Consider the following 14695-nt stretch of genomic DNA (forward strand, 5'->3'; position numbering starts at 1 on the left):
TGGCACCTCGATGTCGGCTCATCGCATCCTGGGGCTGTAGTCGGTCCCAAGGGTTGGGCTGTTCGCCCATTAAAGCGGTACGCGAGCTGGGTTCAGAACGTCGTGAGACAGTTCGGTCCCTATCCGTCGTGGGCGTAGGAAATTTGAGAGGAGCTGTCCTTAGTACGAGAGGACCGGGATGGACGCACCGCTGGTGTACCAGTTGTTCTGCCAAGGGCATAGCTGGGTAGCTATGTGCGGAAGGGATAAGTGCTGAAAGCATCTAAGCATGAAGCCCCCCTCAAGATGAGATTTCCCATAGCGTAAGCTAGTAAGATCCCTGAAAGATGATCAGGTTGATAGGTTCGAGGTGGAAGCATGGTGACATGTGGAGCTGACGAATACTAATAGATCGAGGACTTAACCATATAATATGAAGCAAATGTTATCTAGTTTTGAAGGAATATGCCTTCATAGTTTGGTGATGATGGCAGAGAGGTCACACCCGTTCCCATACCGAACACGGAAGTTAAGCTCTCTAGCGCCGATGGTAGTTGGGACCTTGTCCCTGTGAGAGTAGGACGTCGCCAAGCAAAAACCTAAGTCGATTCGACTTAGGTTTTTTTTTGTTTATTTTTATTTACCAAATCTCATAATCCATAAATTGAATGACACTAAAGAAGAAAAAAGAATGGAATAGAGGCTGTTTAAAGTACTAGCAATGATTTTTTGTTTTCTAGGTTTTCCGAGTGTTCCTAAAATAATCGTTATGATAGGAAACGTTATTTCTACCACAAGTATATATTTAAAAAAGTGGGATGATATAAATAAGTATTCAATCATTACAGCAAAGACTGCGATAAAAAGGAATAAATACGAAAAAAGTGTAGTTCGTTTTTTCATTATTGTCTTCCTTATAGATAAAATGAATATAAATGATATGCTTTATATTAAAGCATACGGAATAAGTATACAAACCGTTATGTGTACAATAGATCTCTAGAAATATAAATTCTAATTTCTTATCCTTCTTGCATATAATTACAATTATTCTTTTGAATATAACTAAAACACGAACGTTATTGGTGAGTAATAAAAAAACATTCGATTATTTATTGACATTGTTTATGAAATATTGTTAATATAGCCATAGAAAGAATAATATATAAGACCTCATATAATCGCGGGGATATGGCCTGCAAGTCTCTACCTAACGACCGTTATTCGTTAGACTATGAGGGAAAGTCACTCGGTATTTTTCTATTCACAAGGGATACGTATGCCTGAGTAGAGCACTTTCTCTCATAGTAAAAGAGAAACTGTTCTATTTCAGGCTTTTTTTATTTGAATCGGGGGGATTCTAATATGAAATCACTAGTTGGAGTCATAATGGGAAGCACGTCAGACTGGGAAACAATGAAATATGCTTGTGACATTTTAGATGAATTAAATATACCGTATGAGAAAAAAGTTGTATCTGCTCATCGGACTCCGGATTATATGTTTGAATATGCAGAGACGGCTCGTGAACGTGGGTTGAAAGTTATTATTGCTGGAGCTGGTGGAGCAGCGCATTTACCAGGGATGGTTGCAGCGAAGACGAATCTTCCTGTAATCGGAGTTCCAGTTCAATCAAAAGCGTTAAACGGCTTAGATTCATTATTATCCATCGTCCAAATGCCAGGAGGGGTTCCAGTTGCAACTGTTGCAATTGGTAAGGCTGGTTCAACAAATGCTGGTTTACTTGCTGCACAAATACTTGGATCATTCCATGATGATATACATGATGCATTAGAATTGAGAAGAGAAGCAATTAAAAAAGATGTGCGCGAAGGTAGTGAGCTAGTATGACGAGAATCATTTTACCTGGAAAAACAATCGGCATTATTGGAGGCGGCCAGCTAGGAAGAATGATGGCATTGGCGGCTAAGGAGATGGGATATAAAATTGCTGTTTTAGATCCTACAAAAAATTCACCATGTGCACAAGTTGCTGATATTGAAATTGTTGCACCATATGACGATTTAAAAGCAATTCAGCATTTAGCGGAGATCAGTGATGTTGTCACATATGAATTTGAGAATATTGATTATAGATGTTTAAAATGGCTTGAAAAACATGCTTACTTACCGCAAGGCAGTCAGTTGTTAAGTAAAACACAAAATCGTTTTACAGAAAAGAATGCGATTGAGAAAGCTGGGCTACCAGTAGCAACGTATAGATTAGTTCAAAATCAAGATCAGCTTACTGAAGCAATCACTGAGTTATCATATCCTTCCGTCTTGAAAACGACGACAGGCGGATATGATGGGAAAGGTCAAGTTGTTTTAAGAAGTGAGGCTGACGTTGATAAAGCGCGAGAGCTTGCGAATGCAGCAGAGTGTATTTTAGAGAAATGGGTGCCTTTTGAAAAAGAAGTATCAGTTATTGTGATTCGTAGTGTAAGTGGTGAAACGAAAGTATTTCCGGTAGCGGAAAATATTCATGTAAATAACATTTTGCATGAATCTATCGTTCCAGCTCGCATTACAGAAGAACTTTCTCAAAAAGCAATTGCTTATGCAAAAGTGCTCGCGGATGAACTAGAACTTGTGGGAACACTAGCGGTAGAGATGTTTGCTACAGCTGATGGTGAGATTTACATTAATGAATTAGCACCAAGACCTCACAATTCAGGACACTATACACAGGATGCATGTGAAACGAGTCAATTCGGTCAACATATTCGAGCAATCTGTAATTTACCTCTTGGAGAAACAAATTTGTTAAAACCAGTTGTCATGGTAAACATTTTAGGCGAACATATAGAAGGGGTCCTAAGACAAGTGAATAGATTAACCGGGTGCTATTTACACTTGTATGGAAAAGAAGAAGCAAAAGCGCAGCGAAAAATGGGGCATGTTAATATTTTAAATGATAATATTGAAGTCGCTCTAGAAAAAGCGAAGAGTTTGCATATTTGGGACCATCAAGAACAACTGTTGGAGGGAAAAAGATGATTAGTCGTTATACACGCCCAGAAATGGGTGCAATTTGGACGGAAGAGAATAAATTTAAAGCGTGGTTAGAAGTTGAGATTTTAGCTTGTGAAGCATGGGCTGAGCTTGGCGATATTCCAAAAGAAGATGTAAAAAAAATCCGTGAGCATGCATCATTTGATATTGATCGTATTTATGAAATTGAAAAAGAGACACGTCATGACGTAGTTGCATTCACTCGTGCTGTATCAGAAACACCAACATTAGGTGAGGAACGTAAATGGGTTCATTACGGTTTAACATCTACAGACGTAGTAGATACAGCGCTATCTTACATCTTAAAACAAGCGAATGAAATCATATTAAAAGACTTAGAAAACTTTGTAAGCATTTTAGCTAACAAAGCGAAAGAGCATAAATACACGATCATGATGGGAAGAACACACGGTGTTCATGCAGAACCAACAACATTTGGTTTAAAACTTGGTCTTTGGTATGAAGAAATGAAACGTAACGTAGAGCGTTTCAAACAAGCTGCTGATACAGTTCGCGTTGGTAAATTATCTGGTGCGGTTGGTACATACGCAAATATCGATCCATTCGTAGAAAAGTATGTTTGTGAAAACTTAGGCTTAGAAGCAGCACCAATTTCAACACAAACATTGCAACGTGATCGCCATGCTCATTACATGTCAACACTTGCACTAATCGCAACATCTATCGAAAAGATGGCAGTTGAGATTCGTGGTTTACAAAAGAGTGAAACACGTGAAGTTGAAGAGGCTTTTGCAAAAGGCCAAAAAGGCTCTTCTGCAATGCCACATAAACGTAATCCAATCGGATCAGAAAATATGACTGGTTTAGCTCGTGTTATCCGCGGTTATATGATGACAGCGTATGAGAATGTTCCATTATGGCATGAGCGTGATATTTCTCACTCTTCGGCAGAACGCGTAATTTTACCAGATGCTACAATCGCATTAAATTACATGTTAAATCGTTTCGGTAATATCGTTAAAAACTTAACTGTATACCCAGAGAATATGAAACGCAATATGACAAGAACATACGGCTTAATTTATTCTCAGCGTGTAATGCTTACATTAATCGACAAAGGTATGGTACGTGAAGAAGCTTATGATATCGTACAGCCTAAAGCGATGGAAGCTTGGGAAACACAAGTACAATTTAAAGAGCTTGTAGAAGCTGATGAGCGTATTACGAGCAAGTTATCACAAGAAGAAATTAATGAATGCTTCAACTATGAGCATCATATGCAACACGTTGATACAATCTTTGAACGCCTTGGGTTAAACGAAGCGTAAAATTTCATATGGCACAGAATAGAGTCATTCTGTGCCATTCTTTATAAAAACATTATTCACATTTTTCAAACTACAGGGGGCTTGCGAAATGCAAAAGCTAGAATTGCTGTATGAAGGTAAGGCAAAAAGAATTTATCGTACAGAATCAGCAGATATGGTTTGGGTAGAGTACAAAGATAGTGCGACTGCTTTCAATGGGGAGAAAAAAGAGACGATTACAGGAAAAGGTCGTTTGAACAATGAGATTACAACTTTATTGTTCAGAAAGTTACAAGAAGTAGGAATAAAAACACATTTTGTAGAGAAGTTATCTGAAACAGAGCAACTTGTTAAAAAAGTGAGTATTATTCCTCTAGAAGTTGTCACAAGAAATGTAATTGCAGGAAGTCTTTCAAAACGATTAGGAATGGAAGAGGGAACTGTACTTGCAGAACCGATCGTAGAATTTTACTTCAAAGATGATGATTTAGGAGATCCGCTTGTAACGGAAGATCATATTCGTGTATTAAACGTTGCATCACCAGAGCAAGTAAGCGTATTACGAGATATGGCTCTACAAATCAATCAAGTGTTGATTGATCATTTCGCAAGCTGTCGTGTAAGACTAGTAGATTTCAAATTAGAGTTTGGTGTAACAGATGAAGGAGAAATCATTTTAGCAGATGAAATTTCACCAGATACTTGCCGTTTATGGGATGAAACGAGCAATGAAAAATTTGATAAAGACGTATTCCGTCGTGACCTTGGAAATTTAACAGAAGCTTATGAAGAGATTTTAAAACGTTTAGGGGGAATTTCACATGTATAAAGTTAAGGTATATGTAACGTTAAGAGAAAGCGTATTAGATCCACAAGGAACAGCAGTAAAAGGGGCACTTCATAGTCTTTCGTTCACAGAAGTACAAGACGTTCGAATCGGAAAATATATGGAATTAACAATTGATAAATCAGTATCTGACCTTGACGCAAAGGTAAAAGAAATGTGTGAAAAACTATTAACAAACGTTGTAATGGAAGACTTCCGTTATGAAGTTGAGGAGGTTGTCGCACAGTGAAATTTGCAGTCATAGTATTCCCAGGTTCGAACTGTGATGTCGATATGTTCCATGCAATTAAAGATGAGCTAGGTGAAGAAGTAGATTACGTTTGGCACGATAGAGAGAATTTAGATGAATATGATGCAATTTTACTACCTGGTGGATTCTCTTACGGTGACTATTTACGTTGTGGTGCTATTTCTCGCTTCGCGAATGCAATGAAAGCAGTGCAAAAAGCTGCTGAGCAAGGAAAGCCGATTTTAGGTGTATGTAATGGATTCCAGATTCTTGTTGAATCAGGATTACTACCAGGAGCGTTAATGAGAAACGAAAATTTAAAATTTATGTGCCGAACAGTTCAGCTGCGTGTTGAAAATAATGAAACGATGTTTACATCACAATATGAAAAAGATGAAGTAATCAATATTCCAATCGCGCATGGTGAGGGGAATTACTATTGTGATGAAGAGACTCTTAAACAATTAGAAGAGAATAATCAAATCGCATTCCGTTACGTAGAAAATCCGAATGGAAGCGTTTCAGATATTGCTGGTATTGTAAATGAAAAAGGAAATGTACTTGGTATGATGCCACACCCAGAGCGTGCTGTAGATGAATTACTTGGCGGTGCTGAAGGGTTAAAAGTCTTTCAATCTATCTTAAAACAGTGGAGGGAAACATATGTCGTTAATGCTTGAACCAAATCCAACACAAATTAAAGAAGAGCGCATATATGCGGAAATGGGGCTAACAGACGAAGAGTTTGCCATGGTTGAAAAGATTTTAGGCCGTCTGCCAAATTATACAGAAACAGGATTATTCTCTGTTATGTGGTCTGAACATTGCAGTTATAAAAATTCAAAACCAGTACTTCGAAAATTCCCAACAACAGGTGAACGCGTTCTGCAAGGACCTGGGGAAGGTGCTGGAATTGTAGATATCGGTGATAATCAAGCGGTTGTATTTAAAATGGAAAGTCATAACCATCCTTCTGCTATTGAACCATATCAAGGAGCAGCAACAGGCGTTGGTGGTATTATCCGTGACGTATTCTCTATGGGAGCACGCCCGGTAGCTCTATTAAACTCACTTCGCTTCGGTGAATTACAGTCACCACGTGTGAAATATTTATTCGAAGAAGTAGTAGCAGGGATTGCAGGATACGGTAACTGTATCGGCATTCCGACTGTTGGCGGCGAAGTACAATTTGATCCATGTTATGAAGGAAATCCACTTGTAAATGCAATGTGCGTAGGCTTAATTAATCATGAAGATATTAAAAAGGGGCAAGCGCACGGTGCTGGAAATACAGTAATGTACGTAGGAGCATCAACTGGTCGTGACGGTATTCACGGTGCAACATTCGCATCTGAAGAGTTATCTGAAAGCTCAGAAGCGAAGCGTCCAGCAGTTCAAGTAGGAGATCCATTTATGGAAAAACTTCTTATTGAAGCTTGCTTAGAACTTATTCAGTCGGATGCACTTGTTGGAATTCAAGATATGGGTGCAGCTGGTTTAACATCATCTTCTGCAGAAATGGCAAGTAAAGCAGGTATGGGTATTGAAATGTACTTAGATGATGTACCACAACGTGAAACAGGAATGACACCATATGAAATGATGCTATCTGAATCACAAGAACGTATGCTAATCGTTGTGAAAAAGGGTAGAGAGCAAGAAATAGTAGATTTATTTGAGAAGTATGGTCTTGCAGCCGTTACGATGGGGAAAGTAACGGAAGACAAAATGCTTCGCTTATTCCATAAAGGTGAAAAGGTAGCTGAAGTACCAGCAGATGCTCTTGCAGAAGAAGCACCAATTTATCATAAGCCATCAAAAGAAGCAGCATACTTTGCTGAATTCCAGGCAATGAAAATGGAAACACCAAAAGTAGAAAATTATAAAGAAACGTTATTCGCTCTATTACAACAACCGACGATTGCAAGTAAAGAGTGGGTTTATGATCAATATGATTATCAAGTTCGCACAAGCACAGTTGTTACACCAGGTTCAGATGCAGCAGTTGTACGTGTACGCGGTACAGAAAAAGGATTAGCAATGACGACAGATTGTAACTCTCGCTACATTTATTTAGATCCAGAAGTGGGCGGTAAAATTGCAGTAGCAGAGGCAGCACGTAATATCGTATGTTCTGGGGGAGAGCCACTTGCAATTACAGATTGCTTAAACTTCGGTAATCCAGAAAAACCAGAAATCTTCTGGCAAATTGAGAAATCAGTAGATGGTATGAGTGAAGCTTGTCGCACATTACAAACGCCAGTTATCGGCGGAAACGTATCAATGTATAACGAACGTAGTGGTGAAGCTGTATACCCAACACCGACAGTTGGGATGGTTGGACTTGTACACGATTTAAAACATGTAACAACACAAGAGTTTAAGCAAGCTGGCGATTTAGTTTATATCATCGGAGAGACGAAAGCTGAGTTTGGTGGAAGTGAATTACAGAAAATGATTCACGGCAAAATTTTCGGTCAATCACCAAGCATCGATCTAGACGTAGAATTAAAACGTCAAAAACAAGTATTAGCAGCAATTCAAGCTGGCCTTGTTCAATCTGCTCATGATGTTGCAGAAGGTGGTTTAGCAGTTGCAATTACTGAGAGTGCAATCGGTGCAAATGGTTTAGGTGCTACTGTGAAATTAGACGGAGAAGCAACAGCGGCATTATTTGCTGAATCACAATCTCGCTTCGTTATAACTGTAAAACGTGAAAATAAAGAAGCGTTTGAGACGGCGGTAGAAGCAATTCAAGTTGGAGAAGTGACAAATACAAATGAAGTAACAATTCATAATGAAGAAAATGAAGTATTACTTACAGCAAATGTAGATGAAATGAGAAAGGCTTGGAAAGGGGCAATCCCATGCTTGCTGAAATAAAGGGGTTAAATGAAGAATGTGGCGTTTTCGGAATTTGGGGGCATGAAAATGCAGCACAAGTTTCGTACTACGGATTGCATAGTTTACAGCACCGTGGACAAGAAGGCGCAGGCATCGTCGTAAATAATGGTGAGAAAATCGTCGGTCACAAGGGGTTAGGTTTAATATCGGAAGTATTTTCAAGAGGTGAGCTAGAAGGCTTAAACGGAAAATCAGCAATTGGACACGTACGATATGCGACAGCTGGCGGAAGTGAAGTTGCTAATGTTCAACCATTATTATTCCGTTTTTCTGATCATAGTATGGCATTAGCTCATAACGGAAATTTAATTAACGCAAAGATGCTTCGTCGTGAATTAGAGGCAGAGGGAAGTATTTTCCAAACAAGTTCAGATACAGAGGTACTTTTACATCTCATTAAACGTAGTACGAAAGATTCTTTAATTGAAAGTGTAAAAGAGGCTCTAAATAAAGTGAAAGGTGCGTTTGCATATCTTTTACTAACTGGAAATGAAATGATCGTTGCGCTAGACCCGAATGGATTCCGTCCTCTTTCAATTGGAAAGATGGGAGATGCTTACGTTGTAGCATCAGAAACATGTGCTTTCGATGTAGTAGGTGCAACATACATTCGTGATGTAGAACCAGGTGAATTACTTATCATCAATGATGAAGGAATTCATGTAGATTGTTTTACAAATGAAGTAGATCATGCAATTTGTAGTATGGAGTACATTTACTTTGCACGTCCGGATTCTAATATTGCAGGTATTAACGTCCATGCAGCACGTAAAAACATGGGAAAACGTTTGGCGGCAGAAGCTCCTATTGAAGCTGATGTTGTTACTGGTGTACCAGACTCTAGTATTTCAGCGGCAATTGGTTATGCGGAGGCGACAGGAATTCCATATGAGTTAGGATTAATTAAAAATCGTTACGTTGGACGTACGTTTATTCAACCTTCTCAAGAACTGCGTGAGCAAGGGGTTAAGATGAAGCTTTCAGCAGTAAGAGGCGTAGTTGAAGGAAAACGAGTTGTGATGATTGACGATTCTATCGTAAGAGGAACGACGAGTAAACGAATTGTTCGTATGCTTCGCGAGGCTGGAGCGACAGAAGTCCATGTAAGAATTGCTTCACCACCTCTTAAGTATCCATGTTTCTATGGCATTGATATTCAAACGAGAAAAGAATTAATCGCAGCAAATAATTCAATAGAAGAAATCCGTCAAATCATCGGAGCAGATTCTTTAACGTTTTTAAGTGAAGATGGATTAGTAGATGCAATTGGACGTCCATATGAAGGGAAATACGGCGGTCTATGTATGGCGTACTTCAATGGAGATTATCCAACAGCTCTTTATGATTATGAGCAAGAGCTTTTAGAAAGTATGAAATAAGAAGAAAAAAGCTTCTACTTCTTTTGATGTAGAAGCTAGCTTCTTTCTTAAAATGGCCCGCCCTGAATAGGGAGAAATTAAAAGACGAGGTGTAGATAACGATGGCGAATGCATATAAGCAAGCAGGAGTAGATATTGAAGCTGGATATGAAGCGGTATCTCGCATGAAAAAACACGTACAAACAACAATGAGAAAAGAAGTACTAGGCGGTCTAGGCGGTTTTGGAGGTATGTTTGATTTATCAAAATTTGCATTAGAAGAACCTGTATTAGTATCTGGAACAGATGGCGTGGGAACAAAATTGATGCTCGCTTTTATGGCAGATAAACATGACACAATTGGTATTGATGCAGTAGCAATGTGTGTAAATGATATTGTTGTCCAAGGAGCAGAGCCGCTTTTCTTCCTTGATTATATTGCTTGTGGTAAAGCTGAACCTAGTAAAATTGAAAACATCGTCAAAGGTATATCAGAGGGCTGTCGCCAAGCTGGTTGTGCATTAATTGGTGGAGAAACAGCTGAAATGCCAGGAATGTATTCTATGGAAGAATACGATTTAGCTGGTTTTACAGTTGGAATTGTTGATAAAAAGAAAATTGTAACAGGTGAAAAAATTGAAGGTGGTCAAGTATTAATTGGCTTAGCATCTAGCGGTATTCATAGTAATGGTTATTCTTTAGTACGAAAAGTATTACTAGAAGATGGAGAACTATCTTTAGATCGCATTTACGGACGCTTAGAACTACCTCTTGGTGAAGAATTATTAAAACCAACGAAAATTTATGTCAAACCTATTTTAGAACTATTGAAGAAATATGAAGTATACGGTATGGCGCATATTACAGGTGGCGGATTCATTGAAAATATTCCACGTATGTTACCAGAAGGAATCGGTGCAGAAATTGAATTAGGATCTTGGAAAATTCAACCGATCTTCAGTTTACTTCAAGAAGTGGGAAAACTAGAAGAGAAAGAAATGTTCAATATTTTTAACATGGGTATTGGTATGGTAGTAGCGGTGAAGGAAGAAGAGGCAAAAGATATCGTTCGTCTTCTTGAAGAGCAAGGAGAAACAGCTCGTATTATTGGACGTACTGTACAAGGAACTGGCGTTACCTTCAATGGGGGCACGGCACTATGAGTAGATTAGCAGTTTTTGCTTCTGGAAGCGGCTCTAACTTTCAATCTCTCGTTAATGCGGTAGAAGAAAAAAGATTGGATGCAGAAATTAGTTTATTAGTATGTGATAAACCAGAAGCACGTGCTGTTGGACGGGCACATTATCATCATATTCCGTGTTTCGCCTTTTCAGCGAAAGCATATGAGTCAAAAGAAGCATTTGAAAAAGAAATATTAAAGAAGCTAGAAGAGTATGAGATTGATTATGTTATTTTAGCTGGATATATGCGTTTAATTGGGCCGACTTTATTAGGAGCGTACGGTGGGAAGATTATTAATATTCATCCGTCACTATTACCGAGTTTTCCTGGTAAAGATGCTGTCGGTCAAGCGTTAGAAGCAGGTGTGAAAGTAACTGGAGTAACAATTCATTATGTAGATGCAGGTATGGATACAGGTCCAATTATTGCGCAAGAAGCAGTAGTTGTTTCTGAAGGGGATACGAGAGAAAGCTTACAAAAGAAAATTCAACAAGTTGAACATAAATTATACGTAAATACAGTGAATCAAATTGTTCAGTCTGCGAAAGAAACAACTGTTAACTAACATACAACCAGGGGTGAAGGATAAATGAAAAAGCGTGCATTAGTAAGTGTTTCAGATAAAACAGGAGTAGTAGAATTTGTTAAAGGTTTACTAGAACAAGGGATTGAAGTTATTTCAACAGGTGGTACGAAAAAATTACTAGAAGAAAACGGCTTACAAGTAATCGGTATTTCTGAAGTAACTGGTTTCCCGGAAATTATGGATGGACGTGTAAAAACATTACACCCAAATATTCATGGTGGTCTATTAGCGGTTCGTGATAATGAAACGCATGTAGCGCAAATGAATGAGTTAGGTATGCAGCCAATTGATTTTGTTGTTGTTAACTTATACCCATTTAAAGAAACAATCGCTAAGCCTGATGTAACATTTGCTGATGCAATTGAAAATATTGATATCGGTGGTCCAACAATGATTCGCTCTGCTGCGAAAAATCATAAATTTGTATCGGTAATTGTAGATCCAGTAGATTACGATGTTGTATTAGCAGAACTGAAAGAGAACGGTGAAGTAAAAGAAGAAACAAAACGTAAATTAGCAGCGAAAGTATTCCGTCATACAGCGGCATATGATGCGTTAATCTCTAACTACTTAACAGAGCAAATGGGTGAAGAAAGCCCAGAAACATTAACAGTGACATTTGAGAAAAAACAAGATTTACGCTATGGAGAAAATCCACATCAAAAAGCAACCTTCTATAAAGCACCATTCGCTGTAACTTCTTCTGTTGCATACGCAGAACAATTACACGGTAAAGAATTATCTTACAACAATATTAATGATGCAGATGCAGCACTTAGTATTGTAAAAGAATTTACAGAGCCAGCAGTAGTAGCAGTAAAACATATGAATCCATGTGGTGTTGGAGTGGGTACTGATATTCATGAAGCATACACACGCGCTTATGAAGCAGATCCAGTATCAATTTTTGGTGGAATTATTGCAGCAAATCGTGAAATTGATAAAGCTACAGCAGAAAAGTTACACGAAATTTTCTTAGAAATCATTATTGCACCTTCTTTCTCAAAAGAAGCTTTAGAAGTATTGCAAAGTAAGAAAAACTTACGTCTACTAACTGTAAATATTGAAAAAGCGACAAGTGCAAGCAAAAAACTAACTTCTGTACAAGGTGGTCTTCTCGTTCAAGAGGAAGATACGTTATCATTAGATGAAAGTACAATTTCAATTCCGACAAAACGTGAACCATCAGAGCAAGAGTGGAAAGATTTAAAACTAGCTTGGAAAGTTGTAAAACATGTGAAATCAAACGCAATTGTTTTAGCGAATGATAACATGACAGTTGGTGTAGGCGCGGGACAGATGAACCGTGTAGGTTCTGCAAAAATCGCAATTACACAAGCTGGCGAAAAGGCACAAGGTAGCGCACTTGCATCTGATGCTTTCTTCCCAATGCCAGATACAGTAGAAGAAGCAGCAAAAGCAGGGATTACAGCAATCATTCAACCAGGCGGATCAATCCGTGACGAAGATTCTATCAAAGTTGCGGATAAGTATGGGATTACGATGGTGTTCACTGGCGTACGTCATTTCAAACACTAATAGAGGATATTTAAAAAGTCCGGTCAAGATAACTGTCGCATGTCGTCGTTGCATTGCCAGTGCGGTACTCATGTAGGAAAGCTACATTCCGTGTCCTCCTGTCAAATGCGCCTCGACCTGCTCGGTTCTCTTGATCCTCTCTTTTAAACTTTTATTGATATGGATATTTAAAAGGTCCGGTCAAGATAACTGTCGCATGTCGTCGTTGCTCTTGATCCTCCCTTTTAAACTTTGATTGATATGAAAACAAACTAGGAGCAGAGCTTCTAGTTTGTACTTATTTAAGTATTGGGGGATGAAATATGAATGTTTTAGTAATTGGCCGCGGTGGGCGTGAGCATGCTTTAGCTTGGAAGTTTGCGCAATCTGAAAAGGTGGAAAAGGTATATGTAGCACCTGGTAATGAAGGTATGCGCGATGTTGCAACACCAGTTGATATTGATGAAAATGATTTTGATGCATTAGTTTTATTTGCTAAAGAGAATAAGGTTGAATTAACTTTCGTTGGACCAGAAATTCCGCTTATGAATGGAATTGTTGATCGATTTAACGAAGAGGGACTTCGTGTGTTTGGCCCAAATAAGGCGGCTGCTGTTATTGAAGGTAGTAAGGCTTTTACGAAAGAATTGATGAAAAAATATGATATTCCAACTGCGGCATATGAAACTTTTACAAACTATGAAGAAGCAGTACAGTATATTCAAAAAGTTGGTGCGCCAATCGTTATTAAAGCTGACGGCCTAGCTGCTGGTAAAGGTGTAACGGTAGCAATAACGCTTGAAGAAGCATTACAAGCTGTGAAAGAGATGCTACAAGATGTGAAGTTCGGCGAAGCGAGCAAGAAGGTCGTTATTGAAGAGTTTTTAGATGGACAAGAATTTTCATTAATGGCATTTGTAAATGGAACAACTGTGCATCCGATGGTAATTGCGCAAGATCATAAACGAGCTTTTGATGGTGATAAAGGTCCAAATACAGGCGGAATGGGTGCGTATTCTCCAGTACCACAAATTTCGGAATCAGCAGTTCAAGAGGCGATAAAAACAGTATTACATCCAACTGCTAAAGCGATGATTGCAGAAAATCGATCGTTTACAGGGATTTTATATGCGGGACTTATTTTAACAAATGATGGCCCAAAGGTAATTGAATTTAATGCACGCTTTGGTGATCCTGAAACGGAAGTAGTATTACCTCGCTTAGAAAATGATTTAGTTGATGTATGTAACGCTGTATTAAATGAAAGTGAATTAACGTTACAGTGGTCAGAGGAAGCGGTAATTGGTGTTGTACTTGCTTCGAAAGGGTATCCGGAAGCATATAAAAAAGGTGACATTATTAAAGGATTAGATGCACTGAACGATGTAATTGTTTTCCATTCAGGTACAGCGATGAAGCATGGTGACTTTGTAACAAATGGTGGCCGTGTACTATTTGTTGCTTGTAAGGCGGACAGTTTACAAGCGGCGAAAGATAAGGTGTATAAAGAAATCGGTAAAATTGAGAGTGATGGTCTATTTTACCGAAGTGATATAGGATATCGTGCAATTGGTCATGAGGTGACGAGAAGCTAATATGTAAAAATCCCACTGATTTCTCAGCGGGATTTTTTATGCATCTTTATCTTTTTTCAATTTTCCTTTTTGCTTTGCCATTTCTCGAAGTAAATACTCGATGTGTGCATTGACGCTACGAAACTCATCATTCGCCCATTTTTCGATGACTGCGTGTAATTCAGGATCAATACGTAATGGAAAGCTTTTCTTTTTAGCCATAATGATTTACAACC

At 38.6% G+C, this 14695-nt stretch carries 14 protein-coding genes, 2 rRNA genes and 1 riboswitch (1 of these 17 only partly in view); of the genes, 14 read left to right on the forward strand and 2 right to left on the reverse strand.

The annotated features are described in order from the left end of the window. Positions 1-407 (forward strand): 23S ribosomal RNA (locus tag ACU8YW_RS01695); it begins 2515 nt to the left of the window's first position. 49 nt (positions 408-456) lie between these two features. Further along, positions 457-572, forward strand: a 5S ribosomal RNA gene (gene rrf, locus ACU8YW_RS01700). 43 nt (positions 573-615) lie between these two features. On the opposite strand, the gene ACU8YW_RS01705 is transcribed toward rrf, so the two are convergent. Continuing rightward, complete coding sequence (locus ACU8YW_RS01705) at positions 616-882, reverse strand: hypothetical protein (protein WP_426934238.1); 267 nt, start codon at positions 880-882, stop codon at positions 616-618. A 250-nt stretch (positions 883-1132) separates the two neighbouring features. Further along, positions 1133-1234, forward strand: a riboswitch (purine riboswitch). Between the two features lie 110 nt (positions 1235-1344). On the opposite strand from ACU8YW_RS01705, the gene purE reads away from it, so the two are divergent. The 12 genes from purE (at position 1345) to purD (ending at position 14480) form a co-directional block, all read left to right on the forward strand. Then, positions 1345-1830, forward strand: a complete 486-nt coding sequence (gene purE, locus ACU8YW_RS01710) for a 5-(carboxyamino)imidazole ribonucleotide mutase (protein WP_000839368.1) — start codon at positions 1345-1347, stop codon at positions 1828-1830. Continuing rightward, a complete protein-coding gene (purK, locus tag ACU8YW_RS01715) occupies positions 1827-2978 on the forward strand; it encodes a 5-(carboxyamino)imidazole ribonucleotide synthase (RefSeq protein ID WP_098856837.1) in 1152 nt (383 codons plus the stop codon). Before purE ends, purK begins: the two co-directional genes overlap by 4 nt. Beyond that, positions 2975-4282, forward strand: coding sequence for an adenylosuccinate lyase (gene purB, locus ACU8YW_RS01720; RefSeq protein WP_000625686.1), 1308 nt, complete (start codon positions 2975-2977; stop codon positions 4280-4282). Before purK ends, purB begins: the two co-directional genes overlap by 4 nt. Before the next feature lie 88 nt (positions 4283-4370). Then, entirely contained in the window at positions 4371-5090 is a 720-nt protein-coding gene (purC, locus tag ACU8YW_RS01725; protein ID WP_001170543.1) for a phosphoribosylaminoimidazolesuccinocarboxamide synthase, read from the forward strand. Continuing rightward, the gene (gene purS / locus ACU8YW_RS01730; RefSeq protein WP_000278821.1) at positions 5083-5337 is read left to right on the forward strand and encodes a phosphoribosylformylglycinamidine synthase subunit PurS; all 255 of its coding nucleotides are present in this window, start codon (positions 5083-5085) and stop codon (positions 5335-5337) included. The genes purC and purS overlap by 8 nt, the downstream gene beginning before the upstream one ends. Beyond that, entirely contained in the window at positions 5334-6017 is a 684-nt protein-coding gene (purQ, locus tag ACU8YW_RS01735; RefSeq protein WP_000666772.1) for a phosphoribosylformylglycinamidine synthase subunit PurQ, read from the forward strand. The genes purS and purQ overlap by 4 nt, the downstream gene beginning before the upstream one ends. Further along, positions 6001-8220, forward strand: a complete 2220-nt coding sequence (purL, locus tag ACU8YW_RS01740) for a phosphoribosylformylglycinamidine synthase II (RefSeq protein WP_046958904.1) — start codon at positions 6001-6003, stop codon at positions 8218-8220. The genes purQ and purL overlap by 17 nt, the downstream gene beginning before the upstream one ends. Beyond that, positions 8205-9620 (forward strand): amidophosphoribosyltransferase, encoded by a 1416-nt coding sequence (purF, locus tag ACU8YW_RS01745; protein ID WP_199695758.1) that lies wholly within the window; start codon positions 8205-8207, stop codon positions 9618-9620. The genes purL and purF overlap by 16 nt, the downstream gene beginning before the upstream one ends. Before the next feature lie 101 nt (positions 9621-9721). Next, positions 9722-10762 carry a phosphoribosylformylglycinamidine cyclo-ligase gene (purM, locus tag ACU8YW_RS01750; RefSeq protein ID WP_088061523.1) on the forward strand — a complete coding sequence of 347 codons (1041 nt, stop codon included), beginning with the start codon at positions 9722-9724 and terminating at the stop codon, positions 10760-10762. Then, a complete protein-coding gene (gene purN, locus ACU8YW_RS01755; RefSeq protein WP_000088583.1) occupies positions 10759-11346 on the forward strand; it encodes a phosphoribosylglycinamide formyltransferase in 588 nt (195 codons plus the stop codon). The genes purM and purN overlap by 4 nt, the downstream gene beginning before the upstream one ends. Before the next feature lie 24 nt (positions 11347-11370). Further along, positions 11371-12906 (forward strand): bifunctional phosphoribosylaminoimidazolecarboxamide formyltransferase/IMP cyclohydrolase, encoded by a 1536-nt coding sequence (purH, locus tag ACU8YW_RS01760; RefSeq protein ID WP_000745429.1) that lies wholly within the window; start codon positions 11371-11373, stop codon positions 12904-12906. A gap of 302 nt (positions 12907-13208) precedes the next feature. Continuing rightward, positions 13209-14480, forward strand: coding sequence for a phosphoribosylamine--glycine ligase (gene purD / locus ACU8YW_RS01765; RefSeq protein ID WP_426934237.1), 1272 nt, complete (start codon positions 13209-13211; stop codon positions 14478-14480). A 36-nt stretch (positions 14481-14516) separates the two neighbouring features. Here purD and ACU8YW_RS01770 read toward each other — a convergent pair whose 3' ends face one another. After that, positions 14517-14681 carry a type II toxin-antitoxin system antitoxin gene (locus tag ACU8YW_RS01770; protein ID WP_001085171.1) on the reverse strand — a complete coding sequence of 55 codons (165 nt, stop codon included), beginning with the start codon at positions 14679-14681 and terminating at the stop codon, positions 14517-14519. Positions 14682-14695 lie beyond the last annotated feature (14 nt).

The sequence above is a fragment of the Bacillus pretiosus genome, assembly GCF_052947655.1.

Excerpts from the sequence above, each read along its gene's own strand:
- purN (WP_000088583.1), top strand. The coding sequence starts at position 10,759 with ATGAGTAGATTAGCAGTTTTTGCTTCTGGAAGCGGCTCTAACTTTCAA.
- ACU8YW_RS01770 (WP_001085171.1), bottom strand. The coding sequence starts at position 14,681 with ATGGCTAAAAAGAAAAGCTTTCCATTACGTATTGATCCTGAATTACAC.
- purB (WP_000625686.1), top strand. The coding sequence starts at position 2,975 with ATGATTAGTCGTTATACACGCCCAGAAATGGGTGCAATTTGGACGGAA.
- purS (WP_000278821.1), top strand. The coding sequence starts at position 5,083 with ATGTATAAAGTTAAGGTATATGTAACGTTAAGAGAAAGCGTATTAGAT.
- purF (WP_199695758.1), top strand. The coding sequence starts at position 8,205 with ATGCTTGCTGAAATAAAGGGGTTAAATGAAGAATGTGGCGTTTTCGGA.
- purK (WP_098856837.1), top strand. The coding sequence starts at position 1,827 with ATGACGAGAATCATTTTACCTGGAAAAACAATCGGCATTATTGGAGGC.
- purH (WP_000745429.1), top strand. The coding sequence starts at position 11,371 with ATGAAAAAGCGTGCATTAGTAAGTGTTTCAGATAAAACAGGAGTAGTA.
- purL (WP_046958904.1), top strand. The coding sequence starts at position 6,001 with ATGTCGTTAATGCTTGAACCAAATCCAACACAAATTAAAGAAGAGCGC.
- purE (WP_000839368.1), top strand. The coding sequence starts at position 1,345 with ATGAAATCACTAGTTGGAGTCATAATGGGAAGCACGTCAGACTGGGAA.
- ACU8YW_RS01705 (WP_426934238.1), bottom strand. The coding sequence starts at position 882 with ATGAAAAAACGAACTACACTTTTTTCGTATTTATTCCTTTTTATCGCA.
- purM (WP_088061523.1), top strand. The coding sequence starts at position 9,722 with ATGGCGAATGCATATAAGCAAGCAGGAGTAGATATTGAAGCTGGATAT.
- purC (WP_001170543.1), top strand. The coding sequence starts at position 4,371 with ATGCAAAAGCTAGAATTGCTGTATGAAGGTAAGGCAAAAAGAATTTAT.
- purD (WP_426934237.1), top strand. The coding sequence starts at position 13,209 with ATGAATGTTTTAGTAATTGGCCGCGGTGGGCGTGAGCATGCTTTAGCT.